General features: G+C 61.1%; 14 protein-coding genes. 3 read left to right on the top strand and 11 right to left on the bottom strand.

Annotated elements, in window-relative coordinates; all coding sequences use genetic code 11:
- The first annotated feature begins 166 nt into the window (after positions 1-166).
- Positions 167-895, top strand: coding sequence for a glucosamine-6-phosphate deaminase (gene nagB / locus B5477_RS05890; protein WP_079698836.1), 729 nt, complete (start codon positions 167-169; stop codon positions 893-895).
- A 54-nt stretch (positions 896-949) separates the two neighbouring features.
- On the opposite strand, the gene B5477_RS05885 is transcribed toward nagB, so the two are convergent.
- The 3 genes from B5477_RS05885 to B5477_RS05875 form a co-directional block, all read right to left on the bottom strand.
- Complete coding sequence (locus B5477_RS05885; protein WP_079698835.1) at positions 950-2,269, bottom strand: hypothetical protein; 1,320 nt, start codon at positions 2,267-2,269, stop codon at positions 950-952.
- 231 nt (positions 2,270-2,500) lie between these two features.
- Entirely contained in the window at positions 2,501-4,549 is a 2,049-nt protein-coding gene (gene recG, locus B5477_RS05880) for an ATP-dependent DNA helicase RecG (RefSeq protein ID WP_242942131.1), read from the bottom strand.
- Positions 4,550-4,614: 65 nt separating this feature from the next.
- Entirely contained in the window at positions 4,615-6,771 is a 2,157-nt protein-coding gene (locus B5477_RS05875) for a S41 family peptidase (protein WP_079698833.1), read from the bottom strand.
- Positions 6,772-7,185: 414 nt separating this feature from the next.
- Here B5477_RS05875 and B5477_RS15405 point away from each other — a divergent pair, with 414 nt between their 5' ends.
- A complete protein-coding gene (locus B5477_RS15405) occupies positions 7,186-9,201 on the top strand; it encodes an Ig-like domain-containing protein (protein ID WP_079698832.1) in 2,016 nt (671 codons plus the stop codon).
- A gap of 119 nt (positions 9,202-9,320) precedes the next feature.
- Here B5477_RS15405 and rpsR read toward each other — a convergent pair whose 3' ends face one another.
- The 6 genes from rpsR to B5477_RS05840 all read right to left on the bottom strand — a co-directional run bounded on the left by rpsR (position 9,321) and on the right by B5477_RS05840 (position 15,127).
- Positions 9,321-9,563, bottom strand: coding sequence for a 30S ribosomal protein S18 (gene rpsR / locus B5477_RS05865; protein WP_079698831.1), 243 nt, complete (start codon positions 9,561-9,563; stop codon positions 9,321-9,323).
- 41 nt (positions 9,564-9,604) lie between these two features.
- Positions 9,605-10,060: a single-stranded DNA-binding protein gene (locus tag B5477_RS05860; protein WP_079698830.1), complete on the bottom strand. Its 456-nt coding sequence runs from the start codon at positions 10,058-10,060 to the stop codon at positions 9,605-9,607.
- A 30-nt stretch (positions 10,061-10,090) separates the two neighbouring features.
- The gene (gene rpsF / locus B5477_RS05855) at positions 10,091-10,456 is read right to left on the bottom strand and encodes a 30S ribosomal protein S6 (RefSeq protein ID WP_341455981.1); all 366 of its coding nucleotides are present in this window, start codon (positions 10,454-10,456) and stop codon (positions 10,091-10,093) included.
- 160 nt (positions 10,457-10,616) lie between these two features.
- Positions 10,617-12,425 (bottom strand): peptidoglycan DD-metalloendopeptidase family protein, encoded by a 1,809-nt coding sequence (locus B5477_RS05850; protein WP_079698828.1) that lies wholly within the window; start codon positions 12,423-12,425, stop codon positions 10,617-10,619.
- 178 nt (positions 12,426-12,603) lie between these two features.
- The gene (locus tag B5477_RS05845; protein ID WP_079698827.1) at positions 12,604-14,583 is read right to left on the bottom strand and encodes an MATE family efflux transporter; all 1,980 of its coding nucleotides are present in this window, start codon (positions 14,581-14,583) and stop codon (positions 12,604-12,606) included.
- A 121-nt stretch (positions 14,584-14,704) separates the two neighbouring features.
- On the bottom strand, positions 14,705-15,127 hold the full coding sequence (locus tag B5477_RS05840; protein WP_079698826.1) for a MarR family winged helix-turn-helix transcriptional regulator: 423 nt from the start codon (positions 15,125-15,127) through the stop codon (positions 14,705-14,707).
- Positions 15,128-15,324: 197 nt separating this feature from the next.
- Between B5477_RS05840 and B5477_RS05835 the strand changes: the two genes are divergently transcribed.
- Positions 15,325-16,032 carry an alpha/beta hydrolase gene (locus B5477_RS05835; protein WP_341455980.1) on the top strand — a complete coding sequence of 236 codons (708 nt, stop codon included), beginning with the start codon at positions 15,325-15,327 and terminating at the stop codon, positions 16,030-16,032.
- 53 nt (positions 16,033-16,085) lie between these two features.
- Here the strand turns inward: B5477_RS05835 and fucO are convergent, their stop codons facing one another.
- Positions 16,086-17,234 carry a lactaldehyde reductase gene (gene fucO / locus B5477_RS05830; RefSeq protein ID WP_079698825.1) on the bottom strand — a complete coding sequence of 383 codons (1,149 nt, stop codon included), beginning with the start codon at positions 17,232-17,234 and terminating at the stop codon, positions 16,086-16,088.
- A gap of 133 nt (positions 17,235-17,367) precedes the next feature.
- On the bottom strand, positions 17,368-17,919 hold the full coding sequence (locus B5477_RS05825; RefSeq protein WP_079698824.1) for a TetR/AcrR family transcriptional regulator C-terminal domain-containing protein: 552 nt from the start codon (positions 17,917-17,919) through the stop codon (positions 17,368-17,370).
- Positions 17,920-18,213 lie beyond the last annotated feature (294 nt).

Below are 18,213 nucleotides of genomic sequence, written 5' to 3'. Positions count from 1 at the left end.
TTACGCAAAAAACGCACAATCAAGACCGCAAGCAGTTATTGCTTGCGGTCTTTTTCGATTCGAGACAAAAAAGGTGTGAAAATGCCCTTTTTATATCTGGACTAATATGGCGGGGATTGGTACAATAAGAATAGATAACCTATCAAGCGTTTAGGAGTGGGTAAGCATGAAAATAATCGTAGAGAAAACCTATGAGCGGATGTGCCGCATGGCTGCCAACATCCTTTCGGCCCAGATCATCCTCAAGGCCGATTCGGTGTTGGGCCTCGCCACCGGTTCCACCCCCTGCGGGATCTACAAGCAGCTGATCGACTGGTACAACAAGGGCGACGTCGACTTCTCCAAGGTGCGCACGGTCAACCTCGACGAATACGTCGGTCTCGCACCCGAGCACGACCAGAGCTACCGCTATTACATGGACCAAAACCTGTTCGACCACGTCAACATCGACAAGGCGAACACGCACGTGCCCAACGGCCTTGCCAAGGACGCCCAGGCGGAATGCCTGCGCTATGACAAGCTGATCCAGTCCCTGGGCGGAACCGACGTACAGCTGCTGGGGATCGGCCTCAATGGGCACATCGGTTTCAACGAGCCCAGCGACGTTTTCGACACCGGCACGCACTGCGTCGACCTGACCGAGAGCACCATCGAGGCCAATTCCCGCTTCTTCGAGCGGGAGGAGGATGTGCCGCGGCAGGCCATCACCATGGGAATCAAAACCATCATGCAAGCGAAAAAAATCGTGTTGGCCATCAATGGGGAGAAGAAGCGCGAGATCGCCAAAAACGCCCTCTACGGCCCCGTGACCCCCCGCTGCCCCGCATCGGTGCTTCAGCTCCATCCCGACGTCACCGTCGTTTTGGACGAGGCGGCCGCCGGACTATTGGGATGATTTAACGCCAAAAAGTCAAGGACCAATGGTCCTTGACTTTTTTTATGTGAAAAACTAATTGCCCAGGGACAGCTGTCCGGTATAGTCCGCCGCGCGAACGGCAGCCGCGTCCCGCTGCTCAAAAACGCGCAGCACCGGGGCCGCCATCGTTTGGCGGGCGCCGGACAAGTCCAGGCGCGTAACGCTGCCCATTGTCCAAACGCTGTCAAAATCCCAACCGGCAAAGCTGGACTGCAATGCGAATTCGTCCTGCCCCAGATTGCTACCCTTTCTGGTCGGCCAATTGGAAATGGAGTAGCAGGAGGATACGACATTCCCCGTGTAGCCCTGTATTCCGTCCGCCTCGGTAACATTGTCATTGGTGCAGCTTCCAATATTATAGCAGCAAGCGATACTTCCCGACATCGTCTGCGAACTGATACCGGCGGTCTGGTTGATCCCAGTGATCCGCCCGGAAAAATAGCAGTCCCGGATGGTCATGTTATTTCCAAATCCCGCAAATATTCCTCCGGAAAAAGAATAGGTCACGGCGGGCAGGTTGATATCCGCTTCACTATAGCAACGCTCAATGGTCAGCGATGCAGTGCCCCGCGAACCGCAAACAAAGGAAGCTGCATAGGCCCTGCTCCCCTCGATCTTGCAGCTGGCATCCATTCCAAGATTGCGAAGCGTCATATCCTTTGCCACGAACAAGGAAGCCGGATAGCCGTATCGACCATCTGCCTGGCCATTCCTCCAATAGTGTTCGGCATTGCCAACCACTATGTTTTGAATGATGTATCCACCTCCGTCATAAATGCCGGAAAATCCGCCCACATGGCTCTCACTATCCGCACTATCCTCATTCGGCCAGATCGGAGAAAAGATGCCAAAGGAGCTGAAATCAAGGTCGCGCGTCTGCAAGAAGCTGCCTCCATCGTGTTGCCGCACATGGTCAAACTGTTGGGGTGTTGAAACGATAAATGGATCGTCCGCCGTGCCGCTGCCGTAGAGGAAGCCGCCCTCCGCGGCGGTATGCCCGCAGACCGGCTGGGGTATGAACGCCTGCTCCTTGCTCGAGGCGGTATCCAGCCCCTCGCGGCCCGGCTCGGGCAGGGCGGTGACCTTGATCGTATAGGTCTTTTCCGGCAGGCATTCGACCGGCAGGAAAACCTTCTGCGCCCCGGTGATCGAGTCGAAGGACTTGGAGCAGACAGCCTCTTGGCTCCCCGCCTCATAGACCTCGAACCGGTAGCGCCCGGTTCGGGGGGAGGGGGTGAATTCCACCTCGATCCCGCGCACGCTCTGATAGGCGGCGGCCTGCGCGCCTGCCGCCGCTGTGGGCAGCGCCAGCCAAAGCAGCAGGAGCAGCACACAAAAGCCAACATTTTTCATCAATCTTCCTCGCCTTCTTGACCGCTAGAAAGGTTAGCTTCCGGTCAAAATGGGGCGGGATTTCCGTCACCGGCGGGCACAGATGAGCAAAACGCTTGTAATATTTTCAAGGATATGGTAAAATCAAGGTGGTTTTTCAGGATCCCGGCTTTTTCCTGTGAATTTCGGGGTAAACCACAAATCGTTAAGACCGCCAGTTAACCTTACTGGCGGTCTTTTTTATGTCTATATTCAGTTCGGCCTCTGCCCGACGTTTTCAATGATCCGCTCGCAGGCCAGGCGCAGAGCCTTGTGCTGGGGCTGCCGCAAGAGCGGGTCAGAAGCCAGCACCCCGAGCGCCGCGCCCTGCGCCTGCTGCAGTACCCCGACATCCTCGGCCATGTCCGCGATCTTCATCTGCGGCAGGCCATGCTGGCGCTGGCCAAAAAAGTCGCCCGGTCCGCGCAACCGCAGGTCGGTTTCGGAGATGGCAAACCCATCTGTGGTGCGGCACATGGCGCTCAGGCGCTCCCTGGCCAGAGATCCGCGCGCGTCCGAGACGAGGATGCAGTATGACTTGTGCTCGCCCCGCCCCACCCGGCCCCGCAGCTGGTGCAGCTGCGAGAGCCCGAAGCGCTCGGCGCTCATGCAGAGCATGACCACGGCGTTTGGCACGTCCACTCCCACCTCGATCACGGTGGTGCAGATCAGAAGCTGGATCTCCCCCTCCTTAAAGGCGGCCATCATCTGCTCCTTCTCCTTTGGACGCTGCTTGCCATGCAGCAGCCCCACCCGATAGCCCCGGAATTCCCCCTCCATCAGCTCTTTCGCCAGCTGCTCGGCGGCAGGCAGGTCGGTTCCTCCCTCCTCGTCCTCGCTGACCAGGGGGCAGACGATATACGCCTGCCGCCCCTCGTCGAGCAGGCCGCGGATGAAATTGTACGCGCGGGGGAGCTTCTTGGTGCTGATACAGAAGGTGTCGATCTGCTGGCGCCCCTTCGGGCACTCGTCGAGCACCGAAATATCCAAATCCCCGTAAATGATCAGCGCCAGGGTGCGCGGGATGGGAGTGGCCGACATGACCAGCACATGCGGGTTTTCGCTCTTTTGCTGCAGCGCCACGCGCTGCCCCACGCCGAAGCGGTGCTGCTCGTCGGTGATCACCAGCCCCAGCTTATGAAAGCGCACCCCGCCCGAAATCAGCGCATGGGTGCCCACGCAGAGCTTGGCTCCGCCGGTTTCGATCCTCTCTTCGGCCAGGCGGCGTTCCCTGGCACCCATCGAGCCGGTCAGCAGCACGCACCCGCACCCGGACGGTTCCAAAAACGAGCGGAAGGTGTCGTAATGCTGCCGCGCCAGAATCTCGGTCGGGGCCATTACGGCGCACTGATAGCCGCTCTCGATCGCGGCAAGACATGCCGCCGCCGCGCAGAGGGTCTTGCCCGAACCGACGTCCCCCTGCAGCAGCCGGTTCATCGGGGTTTCCTTCGTCAGGTCCGCGCAGATTTCCTCCACCGCCCGGCGCTGCGCCCCGGTCGGCTCGAAGGGCAGCGAAGCATAAAACTGCCCGGGCGAAAACGGCGCTATGCGCACCTCGGTGCTGGCGCGCTCCCGTCCGCGGATCGAGCGCAGCGCCAGCGAGAGGGTGAAGAGTTCCTCAAAAATCAGCCTCTCCCGCGCGCGCTGGCACTGCTCCTGGGACTGCGGGAAGTGGATGGCGGCGATCGCCTCCTCCAGGGGGCAGAGCCCCTGCTCCTCCCGGACCTGCGGCGGGATAGGGTCTTGCAGCCACTTGGCCGCCTGCAGCGCCTGGCGCATGTTCTGCGAGACCGACTTGGCGCTGAGCCCCGCCGTCAGCGGGTAGACCGGCAGCAGCCCCGGCTGCCCGCCGAGCTGCGCGGGGTCTACCACCATCGGGCTTGCCATGGCAGGCTTCGGGAGTCCCTCGGCCCGGCCGTAGAAGAGATATTCCTGCTCGAGCTTCAGCCCCTCGACGGTATATTTGGCGTTAAAGAAGGTGACCGCCAGCTCGTCGCCATTCTCGTCCACAGCAGTCAGTTTGAAGAGGGAAAGCCCACGGCGGATGCGCGCCTCGGGCCGCTTGCGCACCAGGGTGGCGCGCACCGCGCAGCTTTCGCCGCTTTGCAGCTCGCGCACCGGCACCGGGCGGCTCAGGTCGATATAATCCCGCGGGAAGTGGTAAAGCAGGTCGCGCACCGTGCGCACCCCCAGCTTTTCATAGAGCTTCGCCTTCGCCGGGCCCACCCCTTTGAGGTACTGTATGCTGCTCTGTGGATCCACCTTTCCACCTCCCCTCAAAATCTTCGCTTCCATTTTACCCCAAAGCCGCCCCCTTCGGCAAGACTTTATTGGGGGAATCCCCCGCCGCCCTCGGAAATCACCCGCAGGCAGGCGGCAAGCGGGGTTTCCTTGGCGGGATCGACGGCGACATCGGGGCGCGCGCCAGAAAGATTGGAGCAGGACCCATTCGGCAAGAGGGTATAGTCCGCGCTGTAGCGCACGATCCAGCCGCTCTGGGGCAGGGCCAGCGCCGCCGGCTCCTCCTCAAGTCCTCCGGATGCCGGGCGCGTCCCGATGAGCGTGGCCAGGCTCCCGTTCTTCATCATGGTGGCGGCATAGCGGGCCGCGCGCTCTCCCCGCCCGTCGGTGAGCAGGTAGAGCCGCCCTCCCGGCCCCGGCCCGGCAGGCTCCACCCGCCGTTCGAGCATGCGGGCATGGGTAAATCCGCCGATCCCCCCGCCCGGCCAAAACAGCTGGGGCAGCTCGGACACCGGCCGCCACGCGGGGTCGGAGAAGTCGAAAAATTTGCTGTTTTGCTCCCCCGCCCGGGAAAGCTGCCAGTAGCGCAGCGTCAGCGGCTCCCGGATATTCGGCGCGAGCAGAAGCCCGTCCACATACTCCCGGCTGTCTCCCGTGCTGCCGCACAAATCGAGGATGACCGACTGGGCCCCCGCCGCCTGCCGGTAGAAGTCCAGCAGGAAATCCCGGTCCGGCCCGATCCGCTCCTCCGACAGGTCCGGAATCCGGATATAGGCAATCCTCCCGTCCTCGTAGAGCCCCGCCTGCACGTTCCCATTCGAGCGCAGATTTTGCGGCAGCGCCGGATTTTGCGGCCGGGCGGGTGCGGGGCGGTAATCCCAGGAGGTCTTGGTATACTGCATCTGGGAATAGACGCTCCTGTAGGTGTCGATCAGCCCGTAGGGCTCGCCGAGCTTTTGGTAGCTCTCCTGCGCCTGCGCGCTGTTATAGAGCGCCGAAAGCTGGGAGATGAGCCTGCTCTCCCCCGCCCGTGCCTGATACTCCCCGGCGAGCTCGGGGAAGCGATAGGGGTCGTCCTCCAGGCGCAGGCCGCCAAGGCCCTTAAACGTGCCCGAGAGCAGGTCATGCAGCCCGGTGTAAAAATCCCCGTCGCTGCCGGTGGCGGCAATCTGGGGGCGCAGCTTTTGATAAAGCTCCTGCCGCGTCATCCCGAGCCTTTGCTCAAGGCTTTGGAGGTAGGGGTAGTTTTCCTCAAGCGTTTTAAAGAGTGCGTCGAAGTCTTCGGCCATCTGCCCGCCGCCGAGGTTCTGCCAATTGAGCGCGGCGATCCGCTCATCGGGGGTGATCTCGGTGGAATATTTCGTGAAATCCGGTTCCTTGGGCTGCCCGTTTCGCCGCAGATGCGCCGTCTCCTGCCGCGGCTGCCCGTCCTCCATCAGACGCCCCATCACCACAAAGCGCTGGTAGGGGTTCTCCTTTTCGCTGCCGTACTTGTGCGAGCAGCAGGACAGGGTCATGACCTTATCTTCTCCCCCCACCGGCACGCCGTAGTCATAGAGGGAGCGGCGCTTCATGTCTTCGATCAGCAGCGAAAAGGCCGCCGCCGGATACTCGGGCAGGATGTAGCTGACCGGCTCGGTGTTGGCGTCGAGATAGGCCACGGCGAAGATTTCATAGGTCTGCACCCCCTGCTCGGTGATGAAAAAGAAATAAGGATGCCTCCCGGCAAACGTCTCGTCGGTGAAGTGCATGAGCTGGGCGAAGCGCTCTCCCTGCGGATCATCCTTTACCCCGCGCGGGTTGCCGAGGTTGTGCCCATAGAGGATGGTGTTCTGCGAAAAGGTCCCGCCCCGCCCGTCGCCGAGGGTGCACTCATAGTCCACAAAAACGCTGCCGCTCTCGCGGTAATTCTTCTCCCCGTCGTGGAAACGGTAGTAGTCGTTGTCGCTGGTCTGCAGCACCGGCTCGTTGATGGCCGTGTCGGGGATGTAGAGCCAGCCCACCGTGTCGGGGTTGCGCCGCCGGCTTTGGCGCAGCAGCTGCGCGACGTCCGGCACCTCGGGCTGGTAGGATGGCGCTTCCGTCGCGGACGGCGCCGGCTTCTCCTGGGAATAGCCCGGTGCCGGGGCGGCCAAAGAGGGGGCCTCCCCCTTAGGCGCAGCCTCCTCCCCCGCGCAGGCGCCGAGCGCCAAGGCCGCCGCCAGCGCCAACGCCGCCATGCGGCCCGGATTACGTGCGCTCATTTTCCCATCCCCCTTCCTTTCCTTTTATTATAACAGGCCGGGACAGGCCAAATGTTAAGAGAAATTGAAAGTGGGCCGCACAAAATTTTGCCCAGCCGCTTCCAATTTTTCTTCCATGGATTGACAGATCTAAGGTTATCGCGTATAATACGAACAAAAGGAGAATATGTGCATAATTAATAGTACACATATTATCTTTTTTAAATTATTTATATATAATGTATGAATTTATCCCCTTTTATTTTCCAAAACAGAATTTGCCGCTTGCCTGATCTACGGGCAGGCGACTTTTTTTGTGCAGATTCACATGTTTCCTCTCCAGTATCTGGCTTGCCAAAGCTGTAGATTTAGTCACGCGGCAGGGATATCGGACCGCCAAGCGGTTGGGTAGATAAAGAAAAAGGAGAGATCATTATGAAGAAAAAAATGCTGGCGCTCTTGCTGGCATGCAGCATGGCGCTGGGCACCGCCCTGGGTGGCGGCGCCGCGGACGCCGAGGCGGCCGCAGTCCCGGCCGACCGGCTGAGCCAGCACAATACCATCGTCACTGGCGTGAAATTTGAAAAAGAGGCCGGGAAGATCACCTATTCCTACGAGGACTCCATCACCTGGCCGACCCAGACCCCGAACACCGACCTGGGCGGGGTCAAGAGCACGATCTACGCCGACCTGCTCATCACCCGTCCGTCCGACGATGTAACCGCCGTCGAGATCGACGGCGAGCCGGTCGCGCTGGACGACAGCGCCAACGGCACCACCCCCACCGGGATGCTAAAATACTTCCCCGTCGGGCAGACGATCGACAGCCAAAACTACGCCTACGCCGAGGGCAAGACATGGGAAGTGACGGTCAAATGGTTCACCGGTTCGTCCGGCGGCTACACGCTCAAGTCCACCGAGATGGTCACAGTGACCCGTGCGGCATATTCCGGCGAGGGCAGCACCGACGCTTCGGTCCGCACCAAGGTGCCCGCCGACAGGCTTTCGCAGTATAACACCACCGTCGAGGGGATCACCCTGCAGACCGGCGAGGGCACTGCGCGCTTCGCCTACGGCGAGGAGATCACCTGGCCGGGCGATCAGGACCCGAACGTAGACCTCGGGGCGGACGCCGACAGCGTCTACGTCGACCTGCTGATCGAGAAGCCCCAGGACGCCACCGCCGTTAAGATCGGCGGCGAGATCGTCAAGCTCGAGGATGCCGACCCGCCCACCGGCGCGACTAGCCAGGGGCTGCTGCATTACTTCCCCGTCGCGCTCAGGGGCAGCGACAACACCGTCGCCGGGCTGACCGAGGAGAAGTCCTGGGTCCTGGACATCGACTGGTACAAGGGCAGCTCCTCGTCTGATCTCCAGCTGCTCAAGCTCGAAACCGTCACCGTGACCCGCGAGAGCTACACCCCGCCCGTGGAGCCTGAGGAGCCGTCCGTCGCCGAGGTGAAGGTCTCCCCCGTGACCCTGAAGCTCACCATCGGCGAATCGGCCGAGCTCACGGCTACCGTGAAAATGAATCCCGAGGAGGCCGAGTCCCCGTCGGTCAGCTGGTCCTCCAGCGACGATGCGGTCGCTTCGGTTGACGACAATGGCGTGGTGACCGCCCTCAAGGACGGGACCACCACCATCGCCGCCACGGCGGGCGGCAAGCACGGCAGCTGCGCGGTGGCCGTGGGAGATAACGAACCCGAGCCGGAGCCCGAACCGACCCCCGACCCGGAACCCGCTCCCGATCCGGAACCGCAGCCCACGCCGGGTGGTTCCTCCGGGTCCAGCCACGGCGGGGGCGGCGGCAGCGGCAATGTCTGGGGCAACACCGGCAATCCCTATGCCAACAACTCCAGAGCTTCCTCCTCGGTGGCCGGCAAGGCCCTGACCTCTTCCACCGTCGCCAGCCAGACCAGCAAGGCGGTCGCCGCCGCGCTGAAGAACGATCAGAAATCCGCGGACGTGGTAATCAAGAACGCTCTTTCGGCCAGCCCGAAGGTCTTTGAGGACATGCTGAAGGCCGCCAAGAAGGCGGGCGGCGAGCAGGTACGCCTGCTGGCGGATTCGACCGTCGGCGGCAAAATCCAGGCCCGGCTCTACATCGACGCGGCACAGGCCGCCAATCTGGGAGGGGACATCAAGCTCGGCGCCAAGACGGACGATGCGAAGGCGCGCACCCTGTTCGACAAGTATTTCAGAAACGAGTGCCGGTTTGTCAAGTTTAGCCAGGCCGGCAGCTTCGGGATGGAAATCCAGGCCGCGGTACGGGTAAACCTGGAGAGCATGAAGGTCGAAAACCTCAGGTTCTACAGCTATGACCCCGCCTCCAACTCCTACAGCCTGATCGACAATCCGCAGTATTTTGTCGACGCCAACGGCTTCCTGCACTTTGCCACCCAAAAGGGCGACACCGTCGTCATCAGCGACGGCCTGCTCTCCCGCAAATAACGACATCCTCCAAAACCGATTGCCGGGCGCTTCGCAATACTGCGAAGCGCCCGGCAGCTTTTCTCGCACAGAAAGGAGCCCCCGGCGATTCCACCGGGGGCTCCTGTTTAATGAATCTCTTAGTCGCTGACAAACGGCAGCAGACCGATGTGACGGGCACGCTTGATGGCGACCGTCAGCTGGCGCTGATGGCGCGCACAGGTGCCGACCACACGGCGGGGCATGATCTTCGCACGCTCGGACATAAACCGGCGCAGCTTGGCGACGTCCTTGTAGTCGATGTTCTCGACCTTATCCACACAGAACGCGCAAACCTTACGTCTGCCCTTTCTGCCTCTGCCTCTTTCTCTATCCATAGCCATGGCTGAATCCTCCTTACTACAGGTTTTGACCCCGTTCCCACTTAGAACGGCAGATCCTCATCACTGGTGATCTCCTGGAAATCATCCACGCTGCCGCTCTGGTAAGAGACCGGCTGCGCGGCGGGCTGACTGGCTGGCGCATCGAAATTCGTGTAGGAGGGAGAGCCGCCACCGTTTTCGGCCTTGGAGCCGATGAAGCTGGCGTTGTCCACGACCACCTCGACGGCGGTGCGCTTGTTGCCCTGCTTATCCTCATAATTTCTCGTCTGGATCGACCCTTCCACCCCGATGAGCTTGCCTTTGTTAAAGTACTTCGAGATGAATTCGGCCGTCTGGCGCCATGCGACGCAATTGATGAAATCGGCCTGACGCTCGCCGCCATTGGAGTATCTGCGGTCAATGGCCACGGTAAAGGACACCACCGAGAGGCCCGACTGGGTCGAACGCAGCTCGGGATCCGCCGTCAGTCTTCCTACGAGAATCGCTTTGTTAATCATGTTGAACCTCCTGCGCCTTGTGCGGCAAGCTTATTCCTCGCTCGCCGGTTCGCTGTCTGCCTTCTTCTCCTCGGGCTTCTTCTCCTTCGCCTTCTCAGACTCAGGCTCCTTCGCCACGATGAGGGTGCGCAGGACACCGTCGGTGATCTTGTAGCGGCGGTCCAGCTCGGACGGGAAGGACGGAACGCTGGTGAAGTTGATCAGGTAGTAGTACCCCTCGGTCTGATCCTTGATCTCATACGCCAGGCGGCGCATGCCCCAGTCATCGACCGAATCAATGGTACCGTTCTCCTCGATGATCTTGGTGAAACGCTCGATCATCTCCTTGATGCCTTCCTCCCCCAATTTGGGACTGAGCACCATGATCGTTTCATAGCTCTGCATTAGTTTTGCCATGTAAAACACCTCCTTTTGGACTTTGGCCCTGTATCTGGCGTACAGGGCAAGGATGGCACCGCGCCCGTTAAGAGCACAGTACAACAGATAAATTATAGCAAAGGCACGTCCGAAAGTCAAGATTTTCCGTCAAGTTTTCTTTCCAACTTTCCCACTGCGGTCAGCGCGGGCAGACGGCGCCGATATAATCGCGCGCGTCGAGGTACTGCCCGTTTTTGCGGATCTCAAAGTGGCAGTGGTTGCCATAGGCGTTGCCGGTCTGGCCGACCTCGCCGATCTTCTGCCCCTGCACCACCTCATCGCCCACCTGGACGGTGTTGCGGCTGTTGTGGGCATAGAGGGTCTGGATCCCGTTGCCGTGGTCGATGATGATATGCCGCCCGTAGCCCCAGGCGGTATAGCCCGAATAGATGACCGTGCCGGTCGCCGCCGCGCGGATGGTGGTGCCCGCGGGAATCGCGGTGATGTCGTTCCCGGTGTGGCCCGCATAGCCCCAGATCGGCATGGTGATCTTCCCGCCGTCCACCGGCCACATGAACATCCCGCCGTCGAGGTCCTCGACGATGTCGTTTTCCCCCAGCATTTCGGCGCTGGGGCGCTTGCCGCCCACGATGATGTGCTGCGGCACCGGGTTTCTGATGATCCGGCTGGAGACCACCTCGCTGGAGAGCTGCTCCCCGTCGAGATAGGTCACATTCGAGACGACCTCGCGCAGCCCCGGCTCGCCGTCGGTGACCACGCTAAAATAGCCGATCAGCTCGTCGTTGTCCACCTCGCGGTTGGTGGTGTAGGGAATCTCCTCCCGCAGCGTCTCGCTGCGCACGCTCAGCAGACGCAGGTAGGGCACCCGCCCCGAGATGAGCAGGCTGTCGCCGGGCATCAGGCTCTCGGTCACGCCGGGGTTGAGCCGCTCGAGCTCCTCGAGGGAGATCCCGTTGTGCCTCGCGATGTTGATCGGCATGTCGCCCGCCTGCACGGTGTAGCGCCGCTCGGCGGCCACCTCGGAGTCGAGCAGGCTGAAGATGTCCTGCGTGCCGACAGTCGAGCTGACCGGATAGAGCCCGCGGCGCACCTGGAAGCTGCGGCTAAAGCGCACCGACTCGGTCTCCGGGTCGCTGTAGCCCAGCGTCAGACGCTGATCCAGCTCGGAGAGCAGCCAGTCGCAGTCGGCCATCGCGCCGATGAAGCGCCCGTCGATATAGACCCCGTAGGCCTCGAACAGGTCGTTGCCGGACAGGCGGATGAGCTTGTCCGCCAGCTCCTGGGTGTCGAGGTACTCCTCATCCCCCATAATTTGCAGCGTAAAGCGGGGGATGGTGTCGTTGGGGCTCTGGTATTCCTCGTGGATGATGCGCTCGCGCATCAGCTCCTCCGCCTCGTCGAAGCGCGCCTCACTGTCGATGATCCCGAGCTGCTCTCCGTTGTACTCCACCATCAGCCCGTAGCGCAACGAGGTGTAGTACTGCACGGTATGTACCAAAAACCAGATGGCCGCGATGGGCGCGAGGATATTAAAGAGCGTGACGAGCAGCCGCCAGAAGGCGTGCAGGAGCCTTCCGCCCACCACCCGCACCACCGTGCCGGTGGGGAGGCGGTCCTCCTCGCGCAGCGGCTGCCGCGCGCTGCGCAGATAGGTGAAAATCAAGAGGAACTGGCGCAGGGGCCGCAGCCACTCCCGGCTGGCCAGGTGCAGCGCACGGCGGTTCTGCTCGTGCTGGCGGCGCAGCGAGGCGTACAGGTAAGCGCGCACCCGCAGCAGGCGGCGGTGGATGCGGCGCATGCGGTAGATCGACATCTGCCCCACGCTGTAGCAAACGGCATAGCCAAGCAGGAAGAGGATCGAAAGACAGTCCGAGAGCGCCTGCCAAAGCGCGCTCCCCCCGTCCCCCGGGGCGCCGCCCTGCTTGTCCTCCTGCCCCAGCAGCAGCGGGTCGTGCTGCTCGGGCCGCGCGCGCCTGCGTTCCTTCACTGTCCTTCACCTCCCCGGCTTTGACTTCTTTTAAAAAACCACATAAATTGGCATACTATTCTATTATATGGGAAAATACAAGGTTTGTAAACGTTTTTACCCCGTTTTTCATGGAACCTTCACATCTACCCACAAAAAACCGGCCGTCCGGGAAACCCCGGGCGGCCGGTTTGCACGTTCAGTAGCGCAGGTAGTAGATCATCAGGTCCTCGCCGTTTCCCAGCGCCCCCTGATTGTTGCGATAGAGCTGGTAGCCGTACCGCTCGTAGAAGCTGTAGGTGCAGTTGGTGGTGGTCCACAAAAATGAGCTGTGCAGGCCGCGTCCCTTACAAAAATCGATGTAGCGGTCCATCAGCCGCCTGCCCAGTCCCTTGCCCCGCACCTCGGGGCTGAGGATGAAGAGGTTGATCTCGCTGTCGAATTCTTCGTCGGTGTCCTCCCCCATCCGGTCGTGCTCCTTGAGGCCCCGCAGCGCCGCCAGCGCCGCCTTGCGCCCGCCGAAATGCCCCAGACAGAGGTGGAGCCAACGGGTAAAGCGCATCCAGCGGTTTTTCAGCTTCCAGCAAAGCCGCGTCATGGGCGACGCCTTTTCGTTTCCGCCGAAGAGCAGCCCCATGACATGCCCCTCCCGGTCCAGGATGACGTCGGTGTGCTCGGAGGGGATCACGCAGTCGCGCACATAGTACTCATACAGCAGCCCGGGGCGGCGCAGGCCGCAAAAGCCCTCGGTGAAGTCCCAGGTCTGTGCCACGATCTCGGCGCATTCCTTGAGATGGCGCCTCGAGTAGGGTACGAAGCGGTACTCCTCATCGCTTTCCGGCGCGTTCATCTCGGGATCGCCTTTAAAGAAGCGCAGCACGCAGATGGACGCCACCAGCAGGGTGATCGCCTCGGCCACCGGCGAGGAGAGCCAGACGCCGTCCAGCCCCAGCGCGCGCGGCAGAATCAGCACGGTCGGCAGGATGGCGATATACCCGCGCAGCACCGACAGCGCCAGCGAGGGCTTCGGCCGCGAGATGGATGCGAAAAAGAGGGTGAACACGATGTTGAGCCCCAAAAAGAAGAAGGCCAGGAAGTAAAGGCGCATCCCCCGCATCGTCAGCTCGGTCAGCCCCGGCGTGCCCGCCTGGTTGAAGGCCCCGGCGAGCGGCCGCGCGAAGAGGGCGCAGCACAGGTAGACGGCGGCCCCCACGATGAGGGCAAAGGAGCAGGCCAGGCGCAGCGCCTTCTTCACCCTGGCCTGGTTGCGCGCGCCGTAGTTCTGGCTGATCACCGGCTGGGCGCCCTGCCCGATCCCGGTGAAGATGGCGTTGCAGACGGTGACGATGTTCTGCACGATCCCGTAGGCCGCCACCCCGATGTCCCCCGCCAGGCGCAGGATCATCATGTTGAAGACCAAGATCACGGTGCTGATCGACATCTCGTTGACAAACGCCGGGAAGCCGGTGATTATGATCCGCCCGAGCTGGCGGGGCGAGAAGCGACAGCGCTCGAGCTTAAAGTTGTTTTTCCCCCGCAGGAAGTGGATCGAGCAGATCAGCACGCTGATCACCGGCGAGGTGCCGGTCGCCAGCGCCGCGCCGAACATCCCCAACCCCAGCGGGAAGATAAACACGTAGTCCAGCACGATGTTCGCCAGGCTCCCCACCACCAGCGCAATGCTCGCCAGCCGCGGCGCGCCGTCGTTGCGCACGAAGTTGCAGACGATGTTGTCCGCGATGAAGGCGCAGGAGAAGAAGAGGATGGTGCGCACGTATTCCTTGGTCATGGGCAGCACCTCGCCCGAGGCGCCGAGCATGCGGCAGAACGGGTCGAGCAGCGCCAGCATGACAACCATGTAAAGGAAGCCGAAGCCCACCGAGATCACCAGGGATTGGGTAAACAGCCGGTTGCCCTGCTCGCGCTCCCCCGCGCCCAGCGAGATGGCGTATAGGGTGGCGCCGCCGGTGCCGATCATCAGCCCCACGCCGCTGATCAGCCCGTAGGCGGGCAGCGCCAGATTGAGCGCCACCAGCCCCTGCGCGCCCACGCCGTTGGCCACGAAGAAGGTGTCCGCCAGGAAATAGACCGACATGGCGATCATGCTGAAGACGTTGGCCGAAACGTATTTAAAAAAGGTTTTTGTAATGTTCCCGTGCAGGATTTCGTTTGAATTCACTTGAATAACTACTCCTCTCTGGACGTTTCGTCCCGGTTTCGCCGTGCGAAATTGCCGCCAGCAGCGGCAAAGGGATGAAACTCCCTGTTTGAAAGTTTACTTTCAAACCACCTCTCCTGTTCTAAAGAATTTCCTCCACAATGACCCGCAGCATCCGGTCGAGCTGGGCGAGCTCGTCGGAGCTGAAGCGCTCCCGGATCCCCTGCTCCACCTGGTCCATGTACCGGTCGTTGATGCAGTAATATTTCATAAATTTCTCGGTCACCAAAAGATGGGTCTCCCGCTTGTCCTTCTGCGAGCTCTCCTTTTGGAGATACCCCTTCTTGACCAGGCTGTTCACCCGGTAGGTCGCGTTGGGCAGGGACATCCGGCAAAAGGACGCAAACTGGCTCACCGTCGGCTTGCCCAGCAGGTAGATCACCTCCAGGCAGCTGCCTTCCAGCGAGCTGAGCGACGTGTAGCCCGACTCCGGCTCCCGAAAAAGGTTTTTATAATAACTGAGCGTGATCTTGTCGTACAGCTTCCCCCATAGTTCCTCGAGCATGACCTCTCTCCTTTTACTTTCAACTTTTTAATTAAATATATTTAATTAAACTATTTTAATTATATCACCGCTTTTTTGATTGTCAACCCTTTTTCTTCCTGCCCATAGAAATTTTGCGGGCCGGTTGACAACGCCGCGCGCAGGCCGTAAACTGGGGATTATCAGGCCCGCGAGCGGGCGGAACGGAGTATTTTGCTATGCAGCTGATCCAAACGGAATTTACCATTGGCGCCCTTCCCGCCGCCCTCTGGGGCGAGGGGCAAGAGGAGGTCATCGTCGCCGTCCACGGAAATTTTTCGAGCAAGACGGACACCCCTATCCGGCTGCTCGCCGAACATGCCGCCGGGAAGGGCTGCCAGGTACTGAGCTTCGATTTGCCCGGGCACGGGGCGCGCAGGGAGGAGGTCACCCCCTGCAAGGTGCAGACCTGTGTTTGGGAGCTGTGCGGGGTGCTGCGCTACGCGCGGGAGCGCTGGAAGCGCGTCGGCCTCTTCGGCTGCAGCATGGGGGCCTATTTCGGCCTGCTCGCCTGCCAAGGCCTGCCGCTGGAGCGCTGCCTCTTCCTCTCCCCCGTCGTCGACATGCAAAAAATCATCGAGGGGATGATGGCGCAGTTTCACGTCACGCCCGGGCGGCTGCGCGCCGAGGGCGAAATCCCCACCCCCATCGGGCAGACGCTCTACTGGGACTATTACCGCTATGTCTCAGAGCACCCCGTCACCCGCTGGGACGCGCCCACCGCTATTTTGTGCGGCAGCGAGGACGACATGAGCGGCCGCGGGGACATTCAGGCCTTCGCGGAGCGCTTTCATTGCAAGCTGGACGTCCTCAAGGGCGGCGGGCACTACTTCCACACCCCCGGGCAGCTCGCCTACTATGAAGGCTGGTTAAAGAGAAATCTCTAAATAACGGCAAAATCCCCAAGGACCGCGGTCCTTGGGGATTTCTTCTGTCTTTTTTAAAGGAGGGAGAGGTAGAGCTCCTTGATCTCCTCGACGCTGGTCTCGCGCGGATTGCCCGGGCGGCAGGCGTCGGCATAGGCGGACTCGGCGAGGAACTGCACGTCCTCCTTCTTCACGATTTCGCGAAGGTTCTGCGGGATCCCCACGTCGGCGGCTAAATTCCGCACCGCGTCCACAGCGGCCTTGCGGTACTCCTCGACGCTCATCGTCTCGGTCCCCTCGACCCCCATCGCCTTGGCGATGTCGCGGTACTTTTCCCCGGTGGCGGGGGCATTATACTCCATCACGGTCGGCAGGATGATCGCGTTGGCGATCCCGTGCGGGGTGTCGTAGAGCGCGCCGAGCGGATGGGCCATCGAATGCACGATCCCCAGTCCCACGTTCGAGAAGCCCATGCCCGCGACGTACTGGCCGAGCGCCATCCCCTCGCGGCCCTCCTTGGTATTCTCCACCGCCCCGCGCAGCGAGCGGGCGATGATCTCGATCGCCTTGAGGTGGAACATGTCCGAAAGCTCCCAGGCCCCGGCGGTGATGTACCCCTCGATCGCGTGGGTGAGCGCGTCCATGCCGGTCGAGGCGGTCAGGCCCTTCGGCATGCTGGACATCATGTCCGGATCGACGACGGCAACCACCGGGATGTCATGCGGGTCGACGCAGACGAACTTGCGGTTCTTCTGGGCGTCGGTGATGACATAGTTGATGGTGACCTCGGCCGCGGTGCCCGCGGTGGTCGGCACGGCGATGATCGGCAGGCACTTATTCTTGGTCTCGACGGCCCCCTCGAGGCTGCGCACATCGGCGTACTCGGGATTGGTGACGATGATCCCGACCGCCTTGGCGGTGTCCATCGAGGAGCCGCCGCCGATGGCGATGATATAATCCGCCCCGCAGGCCTTGCAGGCGGCGACCCCCGACTGGACGTTCTCGATGGTCGGGTTCGGCTTGATGTCGCTATAGAGCTCGTAGGGCAGGTCCGCTTCCTCGAGCACCGCGGTCACCTTCTGGGTGACGCCGAACCGGAGCAGATCCGGGTCGGAGCAGACGAAGGCCTTCTTGAGCCCCCGGCCCTTGACCTCGGGGGCGATGCTCTGGATCGCGCCCGCGCCGTGATAGGAGGTTTCATTGAGTATAAACCGATTGACCATAAATAACCACTCCGTTTCTTATATTTTTAAGGAAATCCTCAGGTTCTGATAAAATAATAACAATATAAAAACCCGGCTGCAAGTGACAAATTGGCCCGGCTGTCACTTTTGTGACAACCGGGCCAAGGTGTAACTATTGCAGATCGCTGAGCAGCAGCCGCAGCCGCTCGGGCATGGCCTCGATGAGCAGATCGACGATCTCCTCGGGAGGCTGCCGCATACCGGTGGTGGCCCACTTGACGGTCATGTCGATCGAGCCCTTGCAGTACATCTCGAGCAGGAAGCGAACGTCCCCCTCGAGCGGGCGGCCGGTCTTTCTCGTGATGATCCCGGTGTAGAGGGATAAAATACTCTCGTAGTCGTAGGCCAGGATGGAGTTGCAGTCCCGTGACTTGAAGGCCTGGGCGAAGAAGCTGCGCTCGGCCTTGATGAAGCAAAACTTTTTGAGCAGCCCCTCGCGCAGGGTATAGCTGACCCCCATCTGCTTAAAAGATTTTTGCGCCAGCCGCTCGAAGTACCAGTTGACCAGGTCATATTTGTCCTTAAAATTGCGGTAGAAGGTCTGGCGCGACAGGCCGCACTGCGCGCAGATATCCTTGACGGTGATCCTGTCGAGTTCGGCGTGCTCCATCAGCGTCTTGATCGCCCTGGCCAACTCGTATTTCGTCTTGTCCTGCTCCTTCATGCAGCCGCCTCCTTACGATTGATCCCTGTTGGGATTATTTTATCATATTTTGAAGGCGGATTCATCCATTTTGCTTGCAACCCGCGGGAAAATTGTATATAATAGGGAACAGTTCCCAATCCTAACAGAATCAGGGCAAATGCGTTTGAAGGAAGCTATGGCCCCATCCCTTCCAAACAGAGAGCCGGTGGCGGGTGCGAACCGGCGGGAGAGACGGCTTATCCACTTCCCGAGCGGCCGGCGACGAGCCGGAGGGGCGGTACCCCTTATCGTACCAACGAGCGGCGGGCTTTC

It is taken from the genome of Provencibacterium massiliense (assembly GCF_900169495.1).
Classification (GTDB): Bacteria; Bacillota; Clostridia; order Oscillospirales; family Ruminococcaceae; genus Harryflintia; species Harryflintia acetispora.
This window is presented reverse-complemented; position numbering and strand designations above follow the sequence as displayed.

What these genes read in the sequence shown, in the direction of transcription:
- nagB (WP_079698836.1), top strand. Translation starts at nt 167, where the DNA reads ATGAAAATAATCGTAGAGAAAACCTATGAGCGGATGTGCCGCATGGCT.
- B5477_RS05885 (WP_079698835.1), bottom strand. Translation starts at nt 2,269, where the DNA reads ATGAAAAATGTTGGCTTTTGTGTGCTGCTCCTGCTGCTTTGGCTGGCG.
- B5477_RS05875 (WP_079698833.1), bottom strand. Translation starts at nt 6,771, where the DNA reads ATGAGCGCACGTAATCCGGGCCGCATGGCGGCGTTGGCGCTGGCGGCG.
- B5477_RS15405 (WP_079698832.1), top strand. Translation starts at nt 7,186, where the DNA reads ATGAAGAAAAAAATGCTGGCGCTCTTGCTGGCATGCAGCATGGCGCTG.
- rpsR (WP_079698831.1), bottom strand. Translation starts at nt 9,563, where the DNA reads ATGGCTATGGATAGAGAAAGAGGCAGAGGCAGAAAGGGCAGACGTAAG.
- B5477_RS05860 (WP_079698830.1), bottom strand. Translation starts at nt 10,060, where the DNA reads ATGATTAACAAAGCGATTCTCGTAGGAAGACTGACGGCGGATCCCGAG.
- rpsF (WP_341455981.1), bottom strand. Translation starts at nt 10,456, where the DNA reads ATGGCAAAACTAATGCAGAGCTATGAAACGATCATGGTGCTCAGTCCC.
- B5477_RS05840 (WP_079698826.1), bottom strand. Translation starts at nt 15,127, where the DNA reads ATGCTCGAGGAACTATGGGGGAAGCTGTACGACAAGATCACGCTCAGT.
- B5477_RS05835 (WP_341455980.1), top strand. Translation starts at nt 15,325, where the DNA reads ATGCAGCTGATCCAAACGGAATTTACCATTGGCGCCCTTCCCGCCGCC.
- fucO (WP_079698825.1), bottom strand. Translation starts at nt 17,234, where the DNA reads ATGGTCAATCGGTTTATACTCAATGAAACCTCCTATCACGGCGCGGGC.
- B5477_RS05825 (WP_079698824.1), bottom strand. Translation starts at nt 17,919, where the DNA reads ATGAAGGAGCAGGACAAGACGAAATACGAGTTGGCCAGGGCGATCAAG.